At 70.3% G+C, this 23215-nt stretch carries 18 protein-coding genes; 11 read left to right on the top strand and 7 right to left on the bottom strand.

The window, feature by feature from the left end:
- Positions 1-95: 95 nt before the first annotated feature.
- Together O2L52_RS22275 and O2L52_RS22270 are read right to left on the bottom strand one after the other, a co-directional pair.
- Positions 96-1046 (bottom strand): UDP-glucuronic acid decarboxylase family protein, encoded by a 951-nt coding sequence (locus tag O2L52_RS22275; RefSeq protein WP_270118321.1) that lies wholly within the window; start codon positions 1044-1046, stop codon positions 96-98.
- Between the two features lie 83 nt (positions 1047-1129).
- Positions 1130-2701 carry a sugar transferase gene (locus O2L52_RS22270; RefSeq protein ID WP_373897008.1) on the bottom strand — a complete coding sequence of 524 codons (1572 nt, stop codon included), beginning with the start codon at positions 2699-2701 and terminating at the stop codon, positions 1130-1132.
- 236 nt (positions 2702-2937) lie between these two features.
- Between O2L52_RS22270 and O2L52_RS22265 the strand changes: the two genes are divergently transcribed.
- The gene (locus O2L52_RS22265; RefSeq protein WP_270118319.1) at positions 2938-4101 is read left to right on the top strand and encodes a glycosyltransferase family 4 protein; all 1164 of its coding nucleotides are present in this window, start codon (positions 2938-2940) and stop codon (positions 4099-4101) included.
- An 18-nt stretch (positions 4102-4119) separates the two neighbouring features.
- On the opposite strand, the gene O2L52_RS22260 is transcribed toward O2L52_RS22265, so the two are convergent.
- Positions 4120-4821, bottom strand: coding sequence for a CDP-alcohol phosphatidyltransferase family protein (locus O2L52_RS22260; RefSeq protein ID WP_270118318.1), 702 nt, complete (start codon positions 4819-4821; stop codon positions 4120-4122).
- A 261-nt stretch (positions 4822-5082) separates the two neighbouring features.
- On the opposite strand from O2L52_RS22260, the gene O2L52_RS22255 reads away from it, so the two are divergent.
- On the top strand, positions 5083-6579 hold the full coding sequence (locus O2L52_RS22255; RefSeq protein ID WP_373897007.1) for a glutamate--cysteine ligase family protein: 1497 nt from the start codon (positions 5083-5085) through the stop codon (positions 6577-6579).
- A gap of 172 nt (positions 6580-6751) precedes the next feature.
- Here O2L52_RS22255 and O2L52_RS22250 read toward each other — a convergent pair whose 3' ends face one another.
- Positions 6752-8038: a hypothetical protein gene (locus O2L52_RS22250; protein WP_270118316.1), complete on the bottom strand. Its 1287-nt coding sequence runs from the start codon at positions 8036-8038 to the stop codon at positions 6752-6754.
- A 265-nt stretch (positions 8039-8303) separates the two neighbouring features.
- On the opposite strand from O2L52_RS22250, the gene O2L52_RS22245 reads away from it, so the two are divergent.
- The 3 genes from O2L52_RS22245 to O2L52_RS22235 all read left to right on the top strand — a co-directional run bounded on the left by O2L52_RS22245 (position 8304) and on the right by O2L52_RS22235 (position 13204).
- Positions 8304-9578, top strand: coding sequence for a serine hydroxymethyltransferase (locus O2L52_RS22245; RefSeq protein WP_270118315.1), 1275 nt, complete (start codon positions 8304-8306; stop codon positions 9576-9578).
- A gap of 192 nt (positions 9579-9770) precedes the next feature.
- Positions 9771-11357, top strand: coding sequence for an LPXTG cell wall anchor domain-containing protein (locus O2L52_RS22240; RefSeq protein ID WP_270118314.1), 1587 nt, complete (start codon positions 9771-9773; stop codon positions 11355-11357).
- Positions 11358-11656: 299 nt separating this feature from the next.
- On the top strand, positions 11657-13204 hold the full coding sequence (locus O2L52_RS22235) for an LPXTG cell wall anchor domain-containing protein (protein WP_270118312.1): 1548 nt from the start codon (positions 11657-11659) through the stop codon (positions 13202-13204).
- A gap of 217 nt (positions 13205-13421) precedes the next feature.
- Here O2L52_RS22235 and O2L52_RS22230 read toward each other — a convergent pair whose 3' ends face one another.
- Positions 13422-13640, bottom strand: a complete 219-nt coding sequence (locus O2L52_RS22230) for a hypothetical protein (RefSeq protein ID WP_270118310.1) — start codon at positions 13638-13640, stop codon at positions 13422-13424.
- A gap of 325 nt (positions 13641-13965) precedes the next feature.
- Here O2L52_RS22230 and O2L52_RS22225 point away from each other — a divergent pair, with 325 nt between their 5' ends.
- Together O2L52_RS22225 and O2L52_RS22220 are read left to right on the top strand one after the other, a co-directional pair.
- The gene (locus tag O2L52_RS22225; RefSeq protein ID WP_270118309.1) at positions 13966-14787 is read left to right on the top strand and encodes a P1 family peptidase; all 822 of its coding nucleotides are present in this window, start codon (positions 13966-13968) and stop codon (positions 14785-14787) included.
- Positions 14788-14931: 144 nt separating this feature from the next.
- Positions 14932-15858 (top strand): endo alpha-1,4 polygalactosaminidase, encoded by a 927-nt coding sequence (locus O2L52_RS22220; RefSeq protein WP_270118307.1) that lies wholly within the window; start codon positions 14932-14934, stop codon positions 15856-15858.
- Here O2L52_RS22220 and O2L52_RS22215 read toward each other — a convergent pair.
- The gene (locus tag O2L52_RS22215) at positions 15840-17351 is read right to left on the bottom strand and encodes a GGDEF domain-containing protein (protein ID WP_270118306.1); all 1512 of its coding nucleotides are present in this window, start codon (positions 17349-17351) and stop codon (positions 15840-15842) included. The genes O2L52_RS22220 and O2L52_RS22215 overlap by 19 nt on opposite strands.
- A gap of 232 nt (positions 17352-17583) precedes the next feature.
- Between O2L52_RS22215 and O2L52_RS22210 the strand changes: the two genes are divergently transcribed.
- The 4 genes from O2L52_RS22210 to O2L52_RS22195 all read left to right on the top strand — a co-directional run bounded on the left by O2L52_RS22210 (position 17584) and on the right by O2L52_RS22195 (position 22245).
- On the top strand, positions 17584-18720 hold the full coding sequence (locus O2L52_RS22210) for a hypothetical protein (protein WP_270118304.1): 1137 nt from the start codon (positions 17584-17586) through the stop codon (positions 18718-18720).
- Positions 18717-19856, top strand: coding sequence for an LCP family protein (locus O2L52_RS22205; protein ID WP_270118303.1), 1140 nt, complete (start codon positions 18717-18719; stop codon positions 19854-19856). The genes O2L52_RS22210 and O2L52_RS22205 overlap by 4 nt, the downstream gene beginning before the upstream one ends.
- A 91-nt stretch (positions 19857-19947) precedes the next feature.
- Positions 19948-21042 (top strand): LCP family protein, encoded by a 1095-nt coding sequence (locus tag O2L52_RS22200; RefSeq protein ID WP_270118302.1) that lies wholly within the window; start codon positions 19948-19950, stop codon positions 21040-21042.
- 96 nt (positions 21043-21138) lie between these two features.
- Complete coding sequence (locus O2L52_RS22195) at positions 21139-22245, top strand: LCP family protein (protein WP_270118301.1); 1107 nt, start codon at positions 21139-21141, stop codon at positions 22243-22245.
- A gap of 55 nt (positions 22246-22300) precedes the next feature.
- Here O2L52_RS22195 and O2L52_RS22190 read toward each other — a convergent pair whose 3' ends face one another.
- Positions 22301-23149: a siderophore-interacting protein gene (locus O2L52_RS22190; protein ID WP_270118300.1), complete on the bottom strand. Its 849-nt coding sequence runs from the start codon at positions 23147-23149 to the stop codon at positions 22301-22303.
- Positions 23150-23215 lie beyond the last annotated feature (66 nt).

The raw sequence follows: 23215 nt of genomic DNA, 5'->3' as shown, positions 1-23215 counted from the left end.
GCCGCGCTCCGCTCGGTTCGCAGCTTTGCCGCGCTCTGCTCAGGTTCGCGACTTCGTCGAACTGTGCTCAAGTTCGCGACTTCGTCGCGCTCTACTCAGGTTCTCGACTTCGTCGAGAAGTAGTCGATGGTCGCCTTGAGACCGGCCTCGTAGTGGACCTGCGGCTCGTAGCCGAGCAGCTCGCGGGCGGCCGTGAGGTCGGGGCGGCGGCGCTCGGGGTCGTCCGCCGGGCGGTCGATGTACTCGATCTTCGAGGACGAGCCGGTCAGCCGCAGGATGATCTCGGCCATCTCCAGGACGGAGAGCTCGTACTCGGTGCCGAGGTTGACCGGGCCGTACTCGCCGGACTCCAGGAGCAGGACCAGGCCGCTGACCAGGTCGTCGACGTAGCACAGCGAGCGGGTCTGGGTGCCGTCGCCGGCGACGGTGAGCGGCTCGCCCGCGAGCGCCTGGGAGACGAAGCTGGGGATGACGCGGCCGTCGTCGGGGCGCATGCGCGGGCCGTACGTGTTGAAGATCCGCACGATCGCCGCGTCGAGGCCCTTGTGGCGGTGGTAGGCCGCGACGGCGGCTTCGCTGAAGCGCTTGGCCTCGTCGTAGCAGGAGCGGATCCCGATCGGGTTCACGTTGCCCCAGTAGGACTCCGGCTGCGGGTGGACCAGCGGGTCGCCGTACACCTCGGAGGTGGAGGCCATGAGGAAGCGGGCGCCGTCGGCCAGGGCGCGGTCGAGCGCGTGGAACGTGCCGATCGAGTCGACGCGGAGGATCTCCACGGGGAGGGTGGCGAAGTCGACCGGGCTGGCCGGGCACGCGAAGTGAAGGACCGCGTCGAAGGGCGCGTCGCCGACGGGCAGGCCCTCGGTGACGTCGGCCTCGACCACGGTCAGGCGCGGGTGCTCGGCGAGGTTCTCCCGGGACCCGGTGACGAAGTTGTCGACAGCGGTCACGTCGCAGCCCTTCGCCAGGAGCGCGTCGACCAGGTGGCTGCCCACCAGGCCCGCGCCGCCAGTGACGAGGATGCGGCTGCCGGTTCCGTAAGTAGTCATCAAGATCCAAGATTAACAGGGTTGGCCCGGCGTTCACCTGGGCGCAAGCTGAGAGTTCCTTCAATGCGCGCCGCCGGACCCGGTCAGTACGCGCCCTTTCGACGCAACACTACAGCGACAGTGCGGAACAGGATCTGAAGGTCAGTCGTGAGCGACCAGTTGTCGACGTAGTAGAGGTCCAGGCGGACGGCGTCGTCCCAGGACAGGTCCGAGCGGCCCGAGACCTGCCACAGGCCGGTGATGCCGGGCCGTACGAGCAGGCGGCGGCGCACGTCGCCGAGGAAGTCGCCGTTCTCGGCCGGGAGCGGGCGGGGGCCGACCAGGCTCATCTCGCCGCGGACCACGTTGACGAGCTGCGGGAACTCGTCGATGGAGGTCCGGCGCAGCCACTTGCCGACGTTGGTGATGCGCGGGTCGTCCTTCATCTTGAACAGCAGGCCGTCGGTCTCGTTGTGCATCATGAGCGCGGCCTGGCGCTCCTCCGCGTCGATGTACATGGTGCGGAACTTCCAGCAGGAGAAGGTCTCGCCGTCGCGGCCGACCCGGTTCTGGCGGAAGAAGACCGGCCCGGGGCTGTCCATCTTGATGGCGATCGCGACGCCCAGGAACAGCGGCGAGAGCAGCGCGAGGCCCAGCACCGAGGAGGAGATGTCGAGGACGTTCTTGATCAGCCAGCCGATGCCGGAGATCTTCGGCTCCTCCACGTGCAGGAGCGGCAGGCCCTCGACGGGGCGGATGTGCACGCGCGGACCCGCGATGTCCGTGAGCTGCGGGGCGACCACCAGGTCGCGGCCGGTGCCCTCGAGCTGCCAGGCCAGGCGGCGCAGGTCCGAGGCGTCGGCCGAGGCCGAGCCGCAGACCGCGAGCGTGTCCGCCTCGAGCTGCTCGGCGCAGGTCACGACATCGGTCCCGGCGAAGACCGGGACCGGAGTGTCGAGATTGCGGACCGAGGACGCGCCCTCGGTCACGTATATGCCCACGGGGACGAGGCCGGCCGCGGAAGCGCGGCGCACCGTCCGGTAGACCTCGAGGGCTTCGGGGTAGGAGCCGATGAGCAGGACGCGCTGCACGCCCCGCCCGTTCGCGCGCATCCGGTGCAGGCCGTAGCGGGCGCCGTAGCGGAACGTGGTGACCAAGACGGCCGCGGCCAGCAGGATCACCGCGACCGCGACACGCGAGACGTCCGCCTTGAAGGTGAGCGCGGCGAAGGAGACGAGGGCCAGCATGAACATCGCGGCGCGGATGACCCGCTTGAACTCCTCGTTGCCCATGCCGAAGTAGCGGCGGTCGTAGGAGCCGGTGCCCCACAGGGCGAGCAGCCACGCGAGCGGCAGGAGCAGCCACACCGTGAGGTAGAAGAAGTGCTGCTGGTTGTCCGTGTCGAAGCCGGCGCTCGGGGAGGCGGTGAGGTTCACCGTGATGACGGTGGCGAGCACGACGGCGAGGAGGTCGGCGCCCACCAGGGCGGCCTGGTAGTACCGGTGCCAGTTGGAGGCGCGGACGAGGCGGCGCCAGGTGGAGCGGGTGACTCCGTTGGTGACGAGCTGCGGGTCACCGGATTCGCGAGTTCTGGCCACCGGCGTCCCCGTCCGTCCGTACGGAGCACCCCCACTTCCGTGGAGATCCTTTGCTGGGCGTTCCAGGCTCGTAGCCACTGCACATCCCTGCGGTCGTCAGCTTACGGTGGAGGTGAGTGTCCGCGGGCGGAGATCAGCGCTGCGTCTCCGTCTGCGCCTTTGCTCGAGCTGGGCGGCCCGCCGACACGGTACCCGACAACCTACACCTATTCCGCTCCTGCGGTATGTTCGGCCGAGCGGAAAGCAGCCCGCGCCACCCCCCGAGCCCACCGCACGAGACCGCACCGCATCGCACCGCAGAAGGACCGCGCCCCGTGAAGATCGTCATCGCCCACAACAGGTACTCCTCCGCGCAGCCGTCGGGCGAGAACACGATCGTGGACTACGAGATCGGGGCGCTCCGCGAGGCCGGCGTCGAGGTCGTGCCGTTCCTGCGCTCCTCGGACGAGATCGCCTCGCTTCCCGCGCATAGGAAAGCAGCACTGGCCGCGTCGCCGATCCACGCCGCCGGGACGCAGCGCGAGCTCGCCGCGCTCCTGGAGCGCGAGCGGCCCGACCTGCTGCACCTGCACAACCCGTACCCGCTGCTGTCGCCGTCGGTCGTGGGCACCGCCCACAAGCACGGGGTCAAAGTGGTGCAGACCATTCACAACTACCGGCACGACTGCATGAACGGGCTCTACTTCAGGGACGGCCACGACTGCCGCGACTGCCACGGCAAGCGCTGGAACCGGCCGGGCGTGCAGCACGCCTGCTACCGGGGGTCGCGCGCGCAGAGCGCCGTGATGGCGGTCGCGCTCGGCGTGCACCAGGGGACGTGGCGCGGCGTGGACCGGTTCATCGCGCTCACCGACGCGATGGCCGTGTACCTGCGGAGCATCGGGATCCGCGACGAGCAGATCCGGGTCAAACCGAACGCCGTCGCCGACCCGGGGGCGGTGCCGCTCGGCGAGGGCTTCCTGTTCGGGGCGCGGCTGGTGCCGGAGAAGGGCGTCGCGCTGCTGCTCGACGCCTGGGCGCGGGCGGACCTGCCGGGGCGGGTGCTGCGGATCGCCGGCGACGGGCCGCTGCGGTCCCTCGTGGAGTCGGCCGCGGCCGAACGGGACGACATCGTGTACCTCGGCCAGCTCGAACCCGCCGAACGGGACGCGGCCCTGGCCGCCTCGGCCGCGGTCGTGGTGCCCTCGATCTGGCAGGACATCCTGCCGACCACCGGTATCGAGGCGCTCGCGGCGGGCCGCGCGGTGGTGGCGACCCGCATGGGCGGCGCGCCGTACATCGCCGGGGCCGACACCGATGCCCCTGCGGGCGTGGCGGTCGAACCCACTGCGGAAGCGCTCGCGCACGGGCTCGAAGCGGTCGCGAAGGACCCGACGTACGCCGCGAACGCCAGGGCGCGCTACGAAGCGGTGTTCGCGCCCGAGGTGACGCTGCGGCGGCTCATCGAGATCTACGAGGAGCTCATCGCCGCCGGCTAAGGCCTGATCCTGTAGGCCTCAGCGCAGCGAAGCTCGAGCGTTGCTCGCGATGCTCGCCAGGAGGAACAGCGCGTTCACCGCGCCGAAGCCGAGCAGCACGACCGCCATGAGTTCGGGCCAGATCAGCGCCAGGGCGATCACCACGATGATGAAGCCGTAGTCGCGCACCAGCTTGATCAGCCGTACGACGATGTTGGTGCTCTTGACCATCGAGACGCTGTCATCCTCTTTGGCCATAACGGAGGTGACGAGGTTGGTCATCCACAGCGCGGCGAACGCCGCGCCGCACCACGCCGGCAGCTCGGGCGTGTAAGCACTGGTCACGGCCACCACCACGGACACCACCGAGGCCTGGATCGCGATGTCGCACAGGATGTCGACGCGCGCGCCCGCCTCGGAGCCGGTGCCCGTCACACGGGCGAGCTGGCCGTCCGCGCAGTCGAGCATGTACGCCACCTGCCAGAGCACGAGCGCGGCGAGCGCGACCGGCCACCACGGCGCGCCGTCCCGCGCGGCCGGGATGTAGGCGATGACGCCGACGCTCACGCCGACGCCGAGCAGCAGGTTCACGAACGAGAGGTGCGTGGGCTTGAGGCCCATACGCCAAGCGGCGTAGGCGAAATAGGCGGCACCGCGCTGATCGAGGAGGGTGGCGAGGCCCCCGCCGCGGTGGGCGGCGAGAAAGTCGGATGGCCGTGGGGACGGGCGGAGGTCGGTCACGCGGGCATCCTATAGGGCGCACGAAGCGTCCCCGACCGGCCGCGGAACGTGTGCTGAATGACGTCCGCCGTGAGCTGCCTTGATACAGATAGTGAACTTCCGAAACCCTGTTGTGTCAAGATCCCGACACTACGACCTACCCCCGGTCCCTAATATGAGCGCGATCCACACCATTTGGGACGAAAGTGCTTCTCCCTTGGTAGCCAGCACATGACCGAAAGTCTTAAGGTTGATGGACCTTTCATTCCTGGGGAGGAAAATATGGGGGACGAGGTGACCGGTTCTGCCCTGCGGCACTGGGATCATCCCGCGTACACGGCGAGACTCCAGGCAGGTCGGACGGCCCTCGCGCAGCTCCTGACCGACCGGCGTCTCGACCGGGACCGGCCCATGACGGGACTCGAGCTCGAGCTCGACCTCGTCGAGCCGAACGGGGATCCGGCGTTCGCCAATGACGCGGTGCTGGAGCACCTGCACACCTCGGGCGAGGAGGACGCGCTCTACGGCGCCCAGCACGAACTGGGCGCCTTCAACATCGAACTGAACCTGCCGCCCCGGCTCCTCGACGGGGCCGGGATCTCCTGGTACGAGAGCGACCTGGCGGCCGTGCTGTCGGAGGTCCGGGAGGCCGGCGAGAAAGCGGGCGTGCAGGTCTGCCCCATCGGCACGATGCCCACGCTGTACACCGACCACATGGGCGTCGACGCGCTCTCGCGCACGAAGCGGTACCGCATCCTCAACGACGAGATCATGTCGCAGCGCGGCGAGGACCTGCGGATCGACATCCGCGGGGCCGAGTCGGTCGACTTCACGTCGTCGACGATCGCGCCGGAGGCGGCGAACACGTCCGTGCAGTTCCACCTGCAGGTGTCCCCTGAGGACTTCGCGCGGTACTGGAACGCGGCGCAGGCGATCGCGGGCGTGCAGGTGGCGACGGGCGCGAACTCGCCGTACCTGTTCGGCCGGCAGCTGTGGGCCGAGACGCGGGTGATCCTGTTCGAGCAGGGCACCGACACGCGGCGGGCGAACCAGCGCAAGGCGGGCGCGAAGCCGCGGGCGTGGTTCGGGGAGCGGTGGATCGACGGGGTGCTGGAGCTGTTCGACGAGAACTACCGGCACTTCGCGCCGCTTTTACCGCTTTGCGACGAGGAGGACCCGCTCGCGGTGACCGCGGCCGGCGGGGTGCCGTCGCTTCGCGAACTGCGGTACCACAACGGGACGGTGTACCGGTGGAACCGCCCGGTCTACGACGTCTTCTCGGGCCGCCCGCACGTGCGGGTGGAGAACCGGGTGGTCGCGGCCGGGCCGACGACCATGGACATCTGCGCGAACATGGCGCTGTTCTACGGCCTGGTCGTGCACTACGCGAACGCGCCGGTCCCGCTCAGCGAGCGGATGGACTTCGCCCAGGCGGCGGCGAACTTCCGCTCGGCGGCGCGGCACGGCATCCAGGCCGACCAGTGGTGGCCCGGGCGCGGGCTCGTCCCGGTGCGGGCGCTGGTCCTGGAGGAGCTGCTGCCCGCGGCCGCCGAAGGGCTCGCCGCGATGGGCGTGGTGAGCCGGGACATCGGGCGCTTCCTCGGCGTGATCGAGGCGCGCTGCCGCCGCGGCGTGAACGGCTCGACCTGGCAGGTCGCGCGTGTCCAGGTGGCCGAGCACCGGCAGTGCCTGGAGCGGCGGGACGCGCTGCGGGCCATGGTGCTCGACTACGCGGCCCGCTCCGCCGACGGCAGGCCGGTCCACGAGTGGGAGGTATGAGCAGCAGATGAGAGCGGCCGGGGGCGGGGGGGGCCGGGGGCCCCCCCCGGGGGGGGGGGGGGGGGGGGGGGGGGCGCCCCCCCCCCCGCCCCCGGGGGGGGCCGCCCCCCCCCCCCCCCCGGGGGCCCCCCCCCCCCCCCCCCCCCCCCGCTCCCGTTTCCGGGGGTGGTGGTCAGGATTCGTCCGCGTCGGTCGACTCGCCGGAGTCGATCTTGCGGCGGGTCCGGCTGACGGCTTTCTTGGCGCGGCGCGCCGGCTTGGGCTTCTCCGGCTCGGGCTCGGTGTCGCTCATGTCGACGGCCTTGAGCTCCTGGACCCAGTCGACGTCCGGGTTCGGATCGTCGTCGCCCTCCTGCGGCTCCCAGTCGGCGCGCTTCTGCTCGTCGTGCTTCGCGGCCTGCTTGGCGGCCCGGGCCTCGCGCCGCGACGGGCGCTTGGGCTGCTCGGGCGGGAACTTCGCCGGCAGGTCCTTCGTGTCGCCGAACTGCGCATCGTCGTACGCCGAGGCCGGTTCGGGCACGGTCCAGCCGGGCACCGACTCGACCAGCCCGGCCGGCACCGGCTCGGCCTCGGGACGGTCGTCGATCTGACCGCCGGCCTTCGGCAGGGCGCACACGACCAGCGAACCGAGGAGCCCGGCGATGGCCGCGTACGGGCCGACCAGCAGGACGGACATCGACTGGGCGTCGTCGACCGGGGTGAGCCCGGCGACCATGTGCGCGGCGGTGACGATGAGCGGCCCGGCGATCCCGGACGCCGCGGCGATGCGGTAGCCGGAGCTGGTGATCGGCCCGCGCCGGGCGAGGAAGGCGACGACCACGCCGATGACCGCGGAGCCGATGATGAACGGGACGGCGATCGTGAGACCGCGCCGCCCCAGGGCCGTGTCCGGGCCCGCCCAGGAACCCCAGACGGCCAGCTCGTGAACCGGGGAGACGCGGTCGCCGACGTCGACGAACACGGACAGGATCGCCAGCACCCACACCAGGGCTACCGAGGCGCCGACGTTCACCGCGACCGAGCGCGAGCTCAGCCCGATGAGCGCCAGCGCGAAGCCGACCAGGGAGCCGAGCCCGGCGGCGATGAGCGGGTCGGTCGGGAAGGACTCGAACCCGGCGCCCTGCTCGGCCGAGAGCGACACGAGGGGCCCCACGAGGAAGGCCCCCGCAGCGCCCGCGAGGACGGCGCCGACCCGCGTGGCGGCCCCGAGCCGCGCGGCTCGGGAGCCGATCGCGCCCGAGGCGAGGCCTCCGATCAGGCAGGAGGCGGCCGAGAACCAGGCCACCCATGCGAGGTTGGCGTTCCAGCGGAACTCGAGGACGGGGTCGGCGGCGCCGGGGGCGGCGTCAGCCCAGGAGAGGAGCCCGAAGCCGTAGGCCAGCCCGAGCTGCGCGAGCGCGGCGAGCGCCGCGACCGCGAACCCGGCGCCGACGGTCTTCGCGGCGTATCTAGGTGACATACGTCGCACCGTACTGCGTGTACGCAATGGAGTCTCCGACGGGCGATCGGGTGAGGTCGCGGGCGGTGCCCGGTTTCGTCCCCGGTGGCGCCTTGCGCCGGCTGAGCCCGGCCGTGATCCGCGGGCGGGCGCAGCCGGGGCCGGGCCCGTCTCACAGGCGGGGAAATGCGGGGTGCCCAGCTCAGCGGGCCCGGCTATGCTCGCATCATCAAGGCCACCTGCCCGGTCGCCGTGCGAGATCATGCCGATCAGCGAGGAGCATTGCATGTCCGACGCCTACGAGGCCCTCACCGCTTCGCTCGCGGCCATCGACCCCGAGATCGAACAGGCCATCGAGAACGAGGGGCGGCGCGAGTCCGAGAAGATCCGTCTCATCGCGTCCGAGAACTACGTGTCCCAGGCGGTCATGGAGGCGACGGGGTCGATCCTGACCAACAAGTACTCCGAGGGGTACGCCGGGAAGCGCTACTACGAGGGCCAGCAGTTCATCGACGTCGTCGAGCAGCTGGCCATCGACCGGGCGAAGTCCCTCTTCGGGGCCGACCACGCGAACGTCCAGCCGTACTCCGGCTCGCCGGCGAACCTGGCCGTCTACATGGCGTTCCTGAACCCGGGCGACAAGGTCCTCGGCATGGGCCTGCCCGCGGGCGGGCACCTGACCCACGGCGCGAAGGTCTCCGCCACGGGCAAGTGGTTCGACGCCGTGCACTACGGGGTCCGCCGCGACACCGGCCGCATCGACCTCGACGAGGTCGCCGAGATCGCCCGGGCCGAGCGCCCGAAGATGATCATCTGCGGCGGCACCGCGATCCCCCGCACCGTCGACTTCGCGGGCTTCAAGGCCATCGCGGACGAGGTCGGCGCGGTCCTCATGGCCGACATCGCGCACATCGCCGGCCTCGTGGCCGGCGGGGCGCACCCGACCCCGGTCGGGCTCGCGGACGTCGTCACCACCACCACGCACAAGACCCTGCGCGGCCCGCGCGGCGCCATGATCCTCACCAAGGAGGAGCATGCGAAGGCCATCGACAAGGCGGTCTTCCCGGGCCTCCAGGGCGGCCCGCACAACCACACCACCGCGGCGATCGCGGTGGCGCTGAAGGAGGCCGCGAAGGACTCCTTCAAGGAGTACGCGGCGCAGATCGTCAAGAACGCGAAGGCGCTCGCGGCGGGCCTGACCTCGCGCGGGTTCGACCTGGTCTCGGGCGGCACCGACAACCACCTGATCCTGGTCGACCTCACCAGCAAGGACATCCCCGGCAAGCCGGCGGCGAAGGCCCTGGACGCGGCCGGTATCGAGCTGAACTTCAACTCGGTCCCGTTCGACCAGCGCAAGCCGTTCGACCCGTCGGGCCTGCGCATCGGCACCGCCTCGGTGACGACCCGCGGCATGACCGAGGGCGACATGGACCTCATCGCGGGCTGGATCGACCGGGCCGTCGCCGCCGCGAAGGACGGCAAGGACACGGAGCTGGACGTGGTCGCGGGCGAGATCCGCGAGCACACGAAGGCATTCCCCATCCCGGGTTGGAAGGCTTAAAGCCAAACAAGCGAAAGGGCGTCCGGCCCGCAGGCCGGGCGCCCTTTCGCCTGCCTCCGCAAGCGCTCACAAAAAATTCGCGGACCGGTTTGCAACCGGCGGGTGACGGGGCTGCGTCTACTGTTCAACAGGCCCTCGACCGGTATCGCCCCTGACCACGGCGTCGCGGTCACTCCATAAAGGAAAACACCCATGCATCCGCCATACCCCCCTCACACCGGCAAGCGCTTGCTCGTCGTCGTCGGCGCGGCCGGCCTCGCCGTCGCCGCGTTCGCCTCCCCCGCCGCCGCCCAGACCCCCGAGGTCGAAGCGGCCTTCGTCGAGGACTACTCGCCGGTGACCGTCGGCGACGAGCCCACGCTCGCCACGGCCCAGATCGACTTCGCCGAGGCGTTCGAGGCCGGGCGCACGCTCACCGCGACCGTCACGATCGACGCCCCCGACGGCACCTTCGCCATCGCGGACGACGGCGACGGCGACTGCGTGCCGAACGCGGCGGGCACCGTCGTCGAATGCACCGCGGACGCGGCCGAGAGCGTCCTCTTCGACTACACCTACGCCGCCGTCCTCGAGGCCGAACCGGGCGACTACGACTACACGGTCGAGTTCAAGGTCGACGGCACGACCGTCGCCACCGTCGACGACGTGATCGAGGTCAGCGCGCACTCGGTCGAGTCGTTCCGCTACGGCTACGCCCAGCTCGACGTCGAGCCCGGCGGCACCGCCGAGGCCGCGCCCTCGTTCCTGCAGACCGACCCCCTCCCCGCGGGCACCGTGGCCCTGGCCTACGGCGTCTCCGAACCGGGCTACGTCATGTCCGGCCTGGCCGAGGCGAGCGCCCCGTACGAGAACTGCGTCGACGGCTACTGGAACGGCGACGGCGGGGTCACCTGCATCGTCACCGACATCGAGGACTCGCCCGGCACCACTTTCGCCCCGGACGCCCCGATCTCCTTCAGCGTCGGCGAGACGGTCCCCGGGCCGGTCGACGTCTGCGGCTGCGGCTTCGAGGTCCGCCCGCTGACCGCCGAGGAGCTCGAAGCCGAGTACGGCGACGTCGACACCGAGACGGGCGACCAGCTCGGCTTCGAGGCCGTGTCCGAAGGGGACGACCCCGACGACTTCGGCTGGGCCGGCTTCATCGACGTCCGCACCGCCGAGAACCCGTTCGACCTGTCCGTCACGGACGTGAACGCCAAGGGCGACAAGGGCAAAGAGGTCACCCTCACCGTCCCGGTGAAGAACCTCGGCCCGGCCGACGCCGCCTCGTTCTTCGACGGCCCCGGCTCCTACGGCATCATCGGCTCGCTCCCGAAGGGCCTCGAACTCGTCGAGGTCGACGGCGAGGACCTCTCCTGCCTCGAGCCCGACGACCCGATGGTCGAGCACTCCTTCCCGCAGGTCGACCCCGCGACGGCCGACTTCGTCTGCTTCTTCTGGAGCCTCGGCGCCGGCGAGTCGTTCGACTTCCAGCTCACGGTCAAGATCACCGACGACAAGTCGAAGGCGAAGGGCACGCTCGAAATCGCCGCGATCGACAACGAGGGCTACCCCGGCGTCGCCGACGCCGACCCGAAGAACGACACCGCCGACATCACCATCAACGGCAGTGGAAGCGGGAACGGCAACGGGACCGGAACCGGGAAGCTCCCCAAAACCGGCACCTCGATGGGCATGATCGTCGGCGTGGCCGCACTCGTCCTGGTCGCAGGCGTCGTGATGACGGCCCTCGCGGCCCGCCGCCGCAAGGCCGGCGCCGCAGGGTCGCTCGAGGAGTAGCACCAAAGCGAGCAGGGGCGGCCCGGCGGGCCCGCGGGGGCGCGGGGGCGGGGGGGGGGGGGGCGGGGGGGGGAGTGTGGGGCCGCCCCCGAGGGGCCCCGCTCGGAGTCCCACCACCGCCCGCCGGGCCGCCCGCCCGCCGGCCGGGCCGCCCCTGCCGTGTGCCGAGGTGAACGGGTCGTGAAGTTTCCGAGTCCCGACTGCAACGCGCCATGAATCGGGCGCGTTAAGTGACTGAGACCACTTCGGACGTACGGCCCGGCGAGGACCGCCCCGAACCCACCAGCAAGGACGATCCCATGAACCCACGCAGCACCCGGTTCGGACGCGCGACCACGCGCCTGACCGCCGCCACCGTCGCCGCGGGCCTCGGCGCCCTCGGATTCGCGGCGCCCGCCGCCGCCCAGGTCCCCGAGCCCACCTCTGCCTACCTCGACTTCGAAGGCCCGTTCCCCTCCGAGGAGGACCCGATCCTGCGGGAGTTCAACGCCGTCTTCGGCGACGACTTCCTCCCCGGCGAGCACACGGTCACCATGTCGCTCTCGCTCGGCACCCCCGACGACGCCTTCCGGTTCACCGGCGGCGACCTCGGGGGCCGGTGCGCCGTGAACTCCACCCACACCAAGGTCGACTGCATCCAGACCGAGGCCTCGGACGTCGTCGAGTGGGAGTTCCAGGTCGAGGTGCCCGATGCGGACAACGCCGGGACCTACCCCTACACGGCCGAAATCGCGGTCGACGGCGAAGTGGTCGCCAGCGAATCGAAGAACGTCGAGATCCTCGCGCTGGACGGCAGCGACTCCAACCTGCCGTACGACCACGGCGCCGTCGAGTACGCCGGCGCCGCCCCCGGGACGACCGTCGAGGTCTGGCCCGAGATCCTCCAGGAGGACCCGCTTCCGGGGTACACCGAGGCCGTGGTCATCGAGTTCACCGACTCCGAGTACAACCAGGGCGCCCAAGCCACCGCCGACTACGCCAACTGCGTCGACGAGGGATGGGTCGTCTCCTGCGCGATCACCGATCCCCCGGACGAGCCCGGCACGGTCTTCACGCCGACCCTTCCGGCCCTGTACGCCGTCGACGGGGACGCGCCCGGCCCGTTCGAGGTCTGCAACTGCGCCTACTACGTCTACCCGGTCGACGCCGCCGAGTACGAGGACCGCTTCGGCGCCCCCGGCTCGGGCGACGTGCTCGAACTGCGCGAGGTCACCGAGCCCGAAGCCGAGTTCGGCAGCGACACCTTCGGTCCGATCACGATCGAGACGAGTGCGAACCCGTTCGACCTGGCCGTCGACGATATGAATCTCAAGGGCGACAAGGGCACCGAGACCACCATCGAAGTCGAGTTCCGCAACGACGGACCCGCCGACACGATCTCGCATCCCGACGGCCCGGGCACGTTCATCGTGCTGGTCTCGCTGCCGACCGGTGTCGAGTTGAGCGGGGAACCCGACTTCTGCGAAAGCCCGTGGCGGCCCGAGGTCTACGACCACTACCTCCCCGAGCTCGACCCGGAGGTCATCGAAGACGCCGACTACGTCTGCTACTTCGGGGGCATCGAGAGCGGCGGGACCTACACCGTCGAGCTGGATGTCGAGATCACCGCCAAGCGCAGTGCCTCCGACGGGACGCTCGCAGTGCTCCTGGGGGACGGCTCCGGAAGCGACGACGACTTGGCGAACAACATCGCGAAGTTCAGCCTGAACGCCAAAGGCAACGGGCACCTGCCGAACACCGGCACCTCACTCGGGATGATCATCGGGGCCGCGGCGCTGGTGCTCATCGCCGGTGTCGTGCTCATGGTGCTCACGGCCCGCAAGCGCAAGGCCGGCGCCGAAGAGTAGGCGACAGTGAAGGGCTCCGACCTGCGGTCGGAGCCCTTTTGCGTGGCGGGGCGCCGAAGGCGGGCCTCGCCTTGCGGCAGGGCCCGCCTTCGGTGCTGTGCCTGCTTCAAGAACAACGAAACGCGCCCGGCCCTCGGGGAGCCGCAGCGCGTCGCGTTCTAGTGGGTTTCGAGTTCAGTCTTCGGCCGGCGCCTTGTGGGCGCGCTCGCCTCGTTCCTTAGCGGGCCAGACCGGCGAGGGCGCGGCCCTCGAGGCGGTCGGCCGCCCGGCGGAGCACGCCGGCGGTCGAGAGGCGGACCTTCTCCGGGCGGGTGACGCCGAAAGCGTAAGGCTTGTCGGCACGCCCGTCGTCAACGACCGGAGCGTTCGGCAGGGCCGAGGTGGCAACGGTGTTGGCGGCGTCGACTGCGAGGTATGCACCTACGAGCTCGTTCATGATGATTCCTTCCCGGCAGGGTGAGCCGGTTTTTGTATTTCTTGGGGAACCGCTCGTCGATGACGCCATTGTCGACGAAGCGGGAGTCCGGCGCGGTCTCGCTGGACCGCCTCCGGGCCGGGGCCTTCAGAACGTCTGCGGGTTCACCGCCCCGTTCCTGCTTCCCTCGGCTTCGTAATCAATGCTAAGGCGTTGGCGTCCGGTAAATCCAGGTATTTTGCGTGGGTCACAGGTGTCCCGCAACACTGTCCACAATGAGCTTAGTTACCGTTCGGTTATCGAATTCCAGGAGCGGTTCCGGGCGGCCCGGCGGTACTCTTTCCGGATGCGGGACTTGGGAGTTCGCGTCGGGCACTGGACCGGCGAGCACACCGGCTGCACGGTGCTGCTGTTCGAGGAGGCCACCACCGCTTCGGGCGAGGTGCGCGGCGGGGCCCCGGCCAGCCGCGAGATCGAGCTGCTCGACCCCCTGCGCGCGAACACGGGCATCGACGCGGTGCTCCTCACCGGCGGATCCGCCTTCGGGCTGGCCGCGGCCGACGGCGTGATGCAGTGGCTGGCCGAGCACGACCGCGGCGTCCTGACCACCGGCGGGCCCGTGCCGATCGTGCCGACCCTCGGGCTCTTCGACCTCGACGGCTCGGGCAACGTTCCCGGTGCGGCCCAAGGCTATGAAGCGTGCGACGCGGCGATGGCGCCGTTCGAGCCGGCCCTGGACGGGCCGATCGGCGCGGGCCGGGGCGCCACCGTGGGGCAGTGGCGGGGCGTGACCCTGCCGTCCGGCCTGCGCACGGCCACCGTGTGGGCAGGGCCCGTGGCGGTGTGCGCGCTCGCCGCGGTGAACGCGTTCGGCGAACCCGGGCCGCTGGACCGCGAGCTGCTGCGGCCCGAAGGGTTCGCGACCGGCGCGTTCGGGCGGAACACCACCATCGGCGTCGTCGTCACCAACGCGCGGCTCGACAAGGTCGAATGCGCCCTGGTCGCGCAGGGCGCGCACGACGGCCTCGCGAAGGCGATCAGCCCGGTGCACACGCGGATGGACGGCGACGCGTTCGTCGCGGCCTCCACGGGTGGTCTGGAGGCCTCGGTCGACGTGGTGCGGGCCCTCGCGGTGGAAGCGGTCGCCGAGGCGATCAGCGCGTACTGACCGGCGAACCTGAGCGGAGCGTCCGGGGCAAATCGGGCGTTCGCAGGCGCCCCCGGTTTCGAAGGTACGCGCCGGGTCCGACATCGCCTGGCGGCCGATCGCCGCGGAGCCGGTTCGGGGCGCGCGTCGCTTATGCTGCAGCGCATGAAACGCCTTCGCGCCGCGCTGCTCGCACTGCCGCTGCTGCTCGCCGCCTGTTCCGGCGGCGGCGTGGGGATCGAGTCGGCCACCGCGACGCCGACCGACGCGGGCTCGGTCGGACCCCCCTCCGCCGACGCGCCCGCGACCTGGATCTACCAGCTCTCCGGCTATGAGGACGACGGGCTCGGCGCGCTCGTCGCGGCCCCGCACGACGCGGCCGTCATCGACCTCGCCCGCGACGGCGGCGAAGGCTACTTCACCGCCGAGGAGATCACCGCCCTCAAGGACTCCGGCAAGACCGTCTACGCGTACTTCACCATGGGCTCCATCGAGACCTACCGGCCCGAACACGAGGCCGTCGCCGCCACTGACATGGTGCTCAACCAGTGGGGCGACTGGCCCGACGAGTACTTCGTCGAGTACTGGGACCCGCAGTGGTGGGACCTGGTCATGCGGCCGCGGCTCGACCAGGCCAAGGCCGCCGGGTTCGACGGCGTGTACCTCGACGTGCCGAACGCCTACGAGGAGATCGACCTCGCGCTCGCCCCCGGCGAGACCCGGGAGTCACTGGCGCAGAAGATGGTCGACCTCGTCATCGCCGTCGACGCCTATGCGGGCGACGACCTCGCCGTCCTGCCGCAGAACTCCCCCGAGCTGCGCGAATACCCCGGCTACCTCGACGCGATCGACGGCATCGGGATCGAGGAGCTGTTCTTCCTCAACGCGGACGAGCCCTGCGCCGAGGAGTGGTGCGCCGAGAACCTCGCCAACACGCGCGCGATCCACGACGCCGGTAAGCTCGTGCTCGCCGTCGACTACGCCGCCGATCCGGCCAACGTCGCCGCCGCGTGCGCACACTACGCGGAGGAGGGCTTCGCGGGCGCGGTCGCCGGCGTCGACCTCGACACGGTTTACGAGCCGTGCTCCTGAACGGGGTCACGGCCGAGGTCCTGACGGGGGGCCATTAAGCCGCTCCCCTCCCAGAAGCTCTTGCGCGACCGCTTCATCTGGTACATCGCCTGGTCGGCGGCCCACAGCGTCTGCGAGGGGTTGCCGCCGGCGGCCAGCCGCGCCCACCCGATCGACACGTCGACGGGCGTGCCCGGCACCGAGTACTCCCAGTTCTCGCTCGACACCGCCACCCGGATGCGCTGCGACACCGCGTCCGCGTCGTACTCGGTCGCGCCCGGCAGGACCAGGATGAACTCGTCGCCTCCGGTGCGCGCCAACAGGTCCCCGGTGCGCACCACGCTCGACAGGAGCGCCGCGACCCGCTGCAGGATGGTGTCGCCGGCCTGGTGGCCGTGCGTGTCGTTGACCGCCTTGAACCCGTCCAGGTCCAGCACCGCGATCATCCCGTCGCTGTCCACACCGGACAGGAACTCGTCGAGGCGGCGCCGGTTCGGCAGGCCCGTCAGGTCGTCGGTGTTCGCCCGGTCCGCCCAGCCCGCGACGGCCCGCCGCAGCTGGTCCCGGTCCACCAGGGCCCCGGCCGAGTCCAGGTAGATCGAGTGGAACTCGTTGATCTGCTTGTACAGCGCGTACGTCGTCGCGTGCGCCGCCAGGATCGACGCCGCGTGGTCGCCCTTCGCCACCAGCGCCAGCGACTTGAGGTGCTGCGGCTCCATCACCCCGAGGGTCTCGTCCCCGATGTCGCGCGCCTCCAGCACTTCCAGTGCCTCCAGGCCGCGCGCCTGCGCGATGAGCCGCGACGCCCGCGCGAGCGTGCGCAGGTCCATCGCCTCCACTGAGGAGGTCTCCTCCGGCAGCAGGTGCTCCACGGTCCAGTTCTCGCCCACCCCGAGCAGGCTCACCCGCGCCAGCGCGTAGTGGATCCACTCGAGCTCGCGGGTGTCGAGCTCGTGCAGGCCCGGTTTGACACGGCGCAGCTCCTTGAGCAGCAGGTAGTTGCAGGCCCTGGCGTCGCCGGTGTAGTAGCGCAGCAGGGCGTCGCGGACGCGGACCTCGACGCCTTCGACGGAGGAGCGGCCGACCCCGGTGCGCTCGGCCAGGGTGTGGCACTCGTCGAGCGCGTGCGAGGCCTGCTGCTGGTAGCCGCAGTTGGAGAGGATCACGGCGAGGTCGTACCAGGCGTCGACGGCGGCCTGGCTCTCCTCGGTCATGGCCTGGAGGGCGCGGCGGGAGAGGACGAGCTGCTCGGCGGTGAGGCCGAGGGCCTTGATGTAGTGGTGGTAGTACCAGGCGGCGAGGGCGTGGTATTTGCCGGTGAGGCGGGGGTCCTGGCAGCGGGAGACGGCTGCGCCGGCCTGGTCGATGGTGCCGGGGATCTTGTCGGTGGCGCGCTGGGAGATCTGGCCCTGGAGGATGAAGAGCCATGCCTGGGCGCGCTGGTGCACGGTGTCGGAGTTGTAGACGATCCAGGTGGCCTCGGCGACGGCCTCGGCGACCTGGCCGGACCGCATGAGGGCGCGCAGACGCCGGTACTGATCGGCATAATCACGCGCAGACGTGATCCCCCTCCGTGGCGTCACGCGCTCTATCCTGCCACCGCGGAGCCGATATATCCAGTGGCGCACGTCGTGGCGGCATTCGCCTTGTGTTCTCGAAGAGTCAAGTGCCCTAACCGTTTTCCTCCGTGCCCTGCCTGTGGCGCATAAAGTACAGGCAGTGCCCGATATGGAAGGATGGTGGGCTTTGCTGCCTCGAAGTCCGCACGGTGTGCTCCCGTGCAGCGCCTGCGGCGAGCCGCTGCGGGCGGCCCCCGGCGCGACAGTGGTCGCCTGCGACGCGTGCGGCACGGAGCTGCACGGGCGCCCGGCCTCGCGGCGGCTCGTGGACCCGGACTGGACCGCGTTGGCGCCCAAGCCGAGGCTGCGGTACGCCGACGACACCCCGGCGGAGCTGACCGCCCCCGAGGCGATCGTGCCGTTCCGGGTGGACCGGGCCCGGGCGCGACACCTCCTGCGGGCGTGGGCGCGGCGGCCGTGGTTCACGCCGCGGGAGTTCCGGAAGATCGACGAGTCGTCGTCGTTCCGGGGCGCGTACCTGCCGTTCTGGGTGTGGCGGGCGCGTACGCGGTCGCGGTACCGGGCGGCTCGGGGCGACTATCAGTGGGCGAAGGGCGGCGGCGGCCGGGTGCGCGGGCTCAGGTGGGCGCCGGCGGCGGGCGTGGTGGACCGGGACTTCGCGGCGGTGCCGGTGGCGGCGACGGTGCGGCTGGAGGGGACGGCCCTGGCCGACCTGCTGCGGGACTGGAGGCTCGACGCGGCGGTGGGGTTCGAGCCGGGGATGCTCGACGGGTACTGGACGCAGGGGTACGACCTGGAGCCGGAGGTGGGCCTGGAGCTCGCGAAGGCCCGGATGGCGGCCGAGGTGGAGCGCGAGGTGCGGGCCCGGGTGGGCGGGGACGAGCAGCACGTGCCGAGCATCGAGACGGCGTACGCGGAACTGGGGTACCGGCTGGTGCTGCTGCCGGCGTGGCTGGTCTCGTACCCGCACCGGGGGCGGCGGCGGATGGTCGCGGTGCACGGGGAGACCGGCCGAGTGGTGGGCGAGCGGCCGCTCAGCGCCGCGAAACTGGTTGCTGCGACGGTCCTCGCGTTGGCTGTGGCGGGAGCCATACTGTATTTCTGCTTTTTATCCCTTTTCTCCTGTCTCGCAAGGCTGCCGAACGGTAGAGGAAGCATGTACGCAATGCTCATGCTCTATGGTTCCTGGAACGCCACGCGCCGACTGAGCTGCGCGTGCACCCCCCTGAGTGCGCCGGCCTCCCCCGCGGGCGCCTCGACACCCCGCAGAACGTTCCGGGAGAGGCAATGGGCAGCCCGATGAAGCATGCCGTCGCCAAGGCATCGTCGCCCTGGTGGGCGAAGGCCATGGTCGTCTCCGGCTCGATGGTCATGATCGTCTCCGGCGGCGGCGCGATCGCCGCGCAGGTGAGCGTGAACGTCCTCGAGGACTCGGTGAACCAGGCGGACCTGCTCGGCGACCAGCGGATCGAGAGCGAAGAGGGCGCGAAGATCACCGGCCCGCTCAACTTCCTGGTGCTCGGCACGGACGAGCGCGTGGGCGCCGGGGGCGAGGCCCGCACGGACGCGGACATCATCGTGCACGTCAACGAGGACCTCACGCAGGTCAGCATGATCTCGCTGCCGCGCGACCTGTACGTGGAGATCCCCTCGGGCATCCCGGACTCGGAGACGAAGCTGACCGAGGCGTTCGCGTACTCCGAGGACTGGGGCGAGTCGTTCCAGAACACCGCCGAGACGATCACGCACCTCACCGGGATCCAGTTCGACGGCGGCGCGATCGCGAACTTCGAGGGCTTCCTCGACATGGTCGACGAGCTCGGCACGATCGAGCTGTGCCCCTGGCACGAGATCACCTCGATCCACGGCGACAAGAAGACCTACCCGGAGGGCTGCGCCGAGTACAACAAGGAGGACGCCCTCGACCTGGTGCGCCAGCGGTACGGGTGGGACTCCGACGAGGACTACGCCAACGGCACCTGGGGCGACTTCGGCCGCCAGAAGATGCAGCAGCAGGCGATCAAGAAGATCCTGGAGCGGGCCAAGGAGAAGGGCTACGCGACCGACCCGACGAAGGCCGTCGACCTGCTCAACAGCTTCGGTGACGCGCTGACCCTGGACGTGGGCGGCTACAACCTCATCGACCTGATCACGCAGATGCGCGACGTGGACCCGAACGAGATCATCTCGATCGGCACGCCCTCCTCGGAGGGGGAGATGTACGGGACCTCGTATGTGCTGATCCACGAGGGCACCGACGAGCAGACCGCGGCCGACTCGCTGTGGGACGCGATCGCGAACGACACCATCAACGAGTGGGCGTGCGCGAACGACAAGTGGCTCAGCGGCGATTCGAAACCGGACTGCGCGACCGTTCCGGCCGACGGCGGACAGGCCGCCGGCGAGGAGTCGCCCAGCGACGAGCCGACGGTGAACTGAGGTATCTTCGCAGGACCCGCCCGTTGCAACCCCTCGCGTTTATCAAAGCGTTATACATAATGAATAATGCTGACCTGACGCTTGGAGGAGCATGGCTGGCAAGAGCGGCGCCCCCTGGTGGGCCCATGTGATGCTGTACGCGGGCGGTCTGACCATGGTCGTCGCCGGCGGCGCGGCCGCGGTGACGCAGATCGGCGTGATGACCGCGAACGGCGCGGTCGAGAACGAGGACATCCTCGGCGGCTCGCAGGCCGAGATGGACGTCGAGAACATCACCGGCCCGCTGAACATCCTGGTGCTCGGCGTGGACAAGCAGGGCGGCTCCACCCGCTCGGACACCATGATCATGGTGCACGTCAACGAGGACCTGACCGACGTGTCGATGGTGTCGCTGCCGCGGGACCTCTACGTCGAGATCCCCGACTGCGGCCCCGACTGGGGCGACGACCCCTGCATGCAGAAGCTCAACCACGCGGCGTCGATCAGCGACGACTGGGAAAAGACCCGCGCGAACGTGGTCGACACGATCTACAACCTCACCGGCGTCGAGTTCCACATGGGCGCCACCGTCGACTTCAACGGCTTCATGGACCTGGTCGACCTGGTCGGCGAGATCGAGCTCTGCCCGTGGGAGGACATCACGTCCATCCACGGCGACAAGCGCTTCTTCCCCGAGGGCTGCGCCTACTACGACAAGGAGGAGTCGCTCGACCTCATCCGCCAGCGGTACGGCTGGACCGACTGGGAGAACGGCCTCGGCGGCGACTACGGCCGCCAGGCGATGCAGCAGCAGGCGATCAAGGCGCTCATCAAGGAGCTCAAGGCCGACGGGTACCACAAGGACGTCGGCAAGCTGACCGAGCTGTTCGAGGGCCTGCAGGGCAAGCTCACGCTCGACCTGCCCGACGGCCTGACCGCCGTCGACCTGGCGATGAACCTCCGCGACCTCAACCCCGAGGACATCACGTCGATCCGGGTGCCGGCGACCTCGATGAAGACCGAGGTCGGCGACTCGGAGGTGATCGCCGAGGGCGAGCAGCAGATCGCGGCGGACGCCCTCTGGAGCGCGCTCCAGGACGACACCATGGACCAGTGGATCGCGCAGTACCCGCAGTGGGTCAAGCAGACCGGGAACGCCGCGACCGAGACCACCACCGAGCCGACGGACGCCGCCACCGTCGACTGACACGGCCCGGCAAGACCACAGGGCTCCGATGCAACCGCCGGTACCCGCTCGAACGTGACTCCTACGGCAATGGGCATCTGACCCCAGGAGTGACACATGGCCGGCAAGAGCGGAGCGCCCTGGTGGGCGCACCTGATGATGTACGCGGGCGGCCTCACCATGGTCGTCGCCGGCGCGACCGCAGGCGTGACCCAGTTCGCGTCGACCACCGCCGAGAACGCCGTCCCGAACGAGAACATCCTCGGGGACGCGCAGGCGGAGGTCGAGGAGATCAAGGGCCCGCTGAACATCCTGGTGCTCGGCGTCGACAAGCAGGGCGACTCGACCCGCTCGGACACGATGATCCTCGTCCACATCAACGAGGACCTGACCGAGACCACGATGGTGTCGCTCCCCCGCGACCTGTGGGTGGAGATCCCCGACTGCGGCCCCGGGTACAGCAACAACCCCTGCGAGAACAAGATCAACCACTCGGCGTCGATCAGCGGCGACTGGGAGGTGACGCGCCCGAACGTGGTGCAGACGATCTACGACCTCACGGGCGTCGAGTTCCACATGGGCGCCACCGTCGACTTCGAGGGCTTCCTCGGCCTGGTCGACATGGTCGGCGAGATCGAGCTCTGCCCCTGGCACGAGATCCAGTCGATCCACGGCGACGAGCGGGTCTTCCCCGAGGGCTGCGCGATGTACGACAAGGACGAGTCGCTCGACCTCATCCGGCAGCGCTACGGCTGGTCCTGGGACTCGGACTGGGAGGAGGGCCGCGGCGGCGACTACGGCCGCCAGGCCATGCAGCAGCAGGCGATCAAGGCGCTCCTGAAGGCGTTCAAGGAGAAGGGCTACCTCACGGACCCGGGCAAGCTGACCGAGATCCTGGAGGGCTTCGGCGACTCCCTGACCATTGACAAGCCCGAGAAGTGGACCATCACCGACCTCGCGGTGAACCTGCGCGACATCGACCCCGAGAGCATCACCAGCATCCAGGTGCCCTCGACGACCGACCAGACCTACCTGGGCGGCGAGGAGGTCTCGATCGTCCTGACCCACGAGGGCGCCGAGCAGGAGGCGGCCGACGCGCTGTGGTCCGCACTGCAGGACGACACGCTCGACCAGTGGATGACGCAGTACCCCGAGTGGGTCAAGACCCCGGGGAAGACGACGACCGAGACGGTCGAGGAGACCGCGAGCGCGACCTCGGACTGATTCGAGGCGACGGAAAAAGGGCCGCGCACATGCGCGGCCCTTTTTCCGTGCTCGCCTACTTCGCTGCGGCTTTGGCCTCGTCCTCGTCGTCGACCTTGCGCCACTCCGACTTGCTGGACTGCCAGCCGTCCTCGTCGTGCCCGAGGCGCCAGTAGCCGGAGACCGACAGGCGCTCCTTCGGGACCTCGTGCTCGAAGCGGAGGAGGCGGCGCAGGTCGCGGACGAATCCGGCCTCGCCGTGGACGAAGGCGTGCACGTCGCCGGCGGGGAACTCGAAGGCCCGCACGGCCTCGACGAGGCGCTCGCCGACGCGGGCGTCGCCGCGGTGGAGCCAGGTCACGGTGAGGTCGGCGGCGGACTTGAACTGCTGCTCCTCGTCGGGGCCTTCGACTTCGAGGAAGACGTGGGCGCGGGCGCCGGGGGCGAGGCGCTCGACGGCCGCCGAGACGGCCGGGACGGCGCTCTCGTCGCCGGCGAGGAGGTGCCAGTCGGCGTCGTGAGCGGGAGCGTAGGCGCCGCCGGGGCCGGCGAATCGCACGAGCTCACCGGGCTGGACGTTCGCGGCCCAGGGGCCGGCCACGCCCTCGTCGCCGTGGTAGACGAAGTCGATCGAGAGCTCACGGGCCGCTTTGTCCCATTTGCGCACGGTGTAGGTGCGGGTGACCGGCCACTGCTCGCGCGGGAGCTCCTCGCGGATGCGGGCCAGGTCGAACGGCTCGGGGTAGGTCACGCCCGGAGCGGGGAACTGGAGCTTCAGGTAGTGGTCGGTGCATTCGCCGCAATCGAACTCGGCGAGGCCCTCACCGCCGAGCACGACGCGGATCATGTGCGGCGTGATCCGCTCGGTCCGCAGCACTTCGGCGGTCGTGACCCTGGGGGTCCGGCGTCCTCTGGCTTCAGCCATGTCGGCTCCTCCGGTACTCGGCTCGCGCCCTCGAACGGCGGCGCCTGCGGGCCGGCCGGCAACCTC

The sequence above is a fragment of the Glycomyces algeriensis genome (assembly GCF_027622855.1).
In the GTDB taxonomy this organism is placed as follows: Bacteria; Actinomycetota; Actinomycetes; order Mycobacteriales; family Micromonosporaceae; genus Glycomyces; species Glycomyces algeriensis.
Note: the sequence above shows the minus strand (reverse complement) of the source record. Positions and strands in the feature narration are given on the sequence as shown.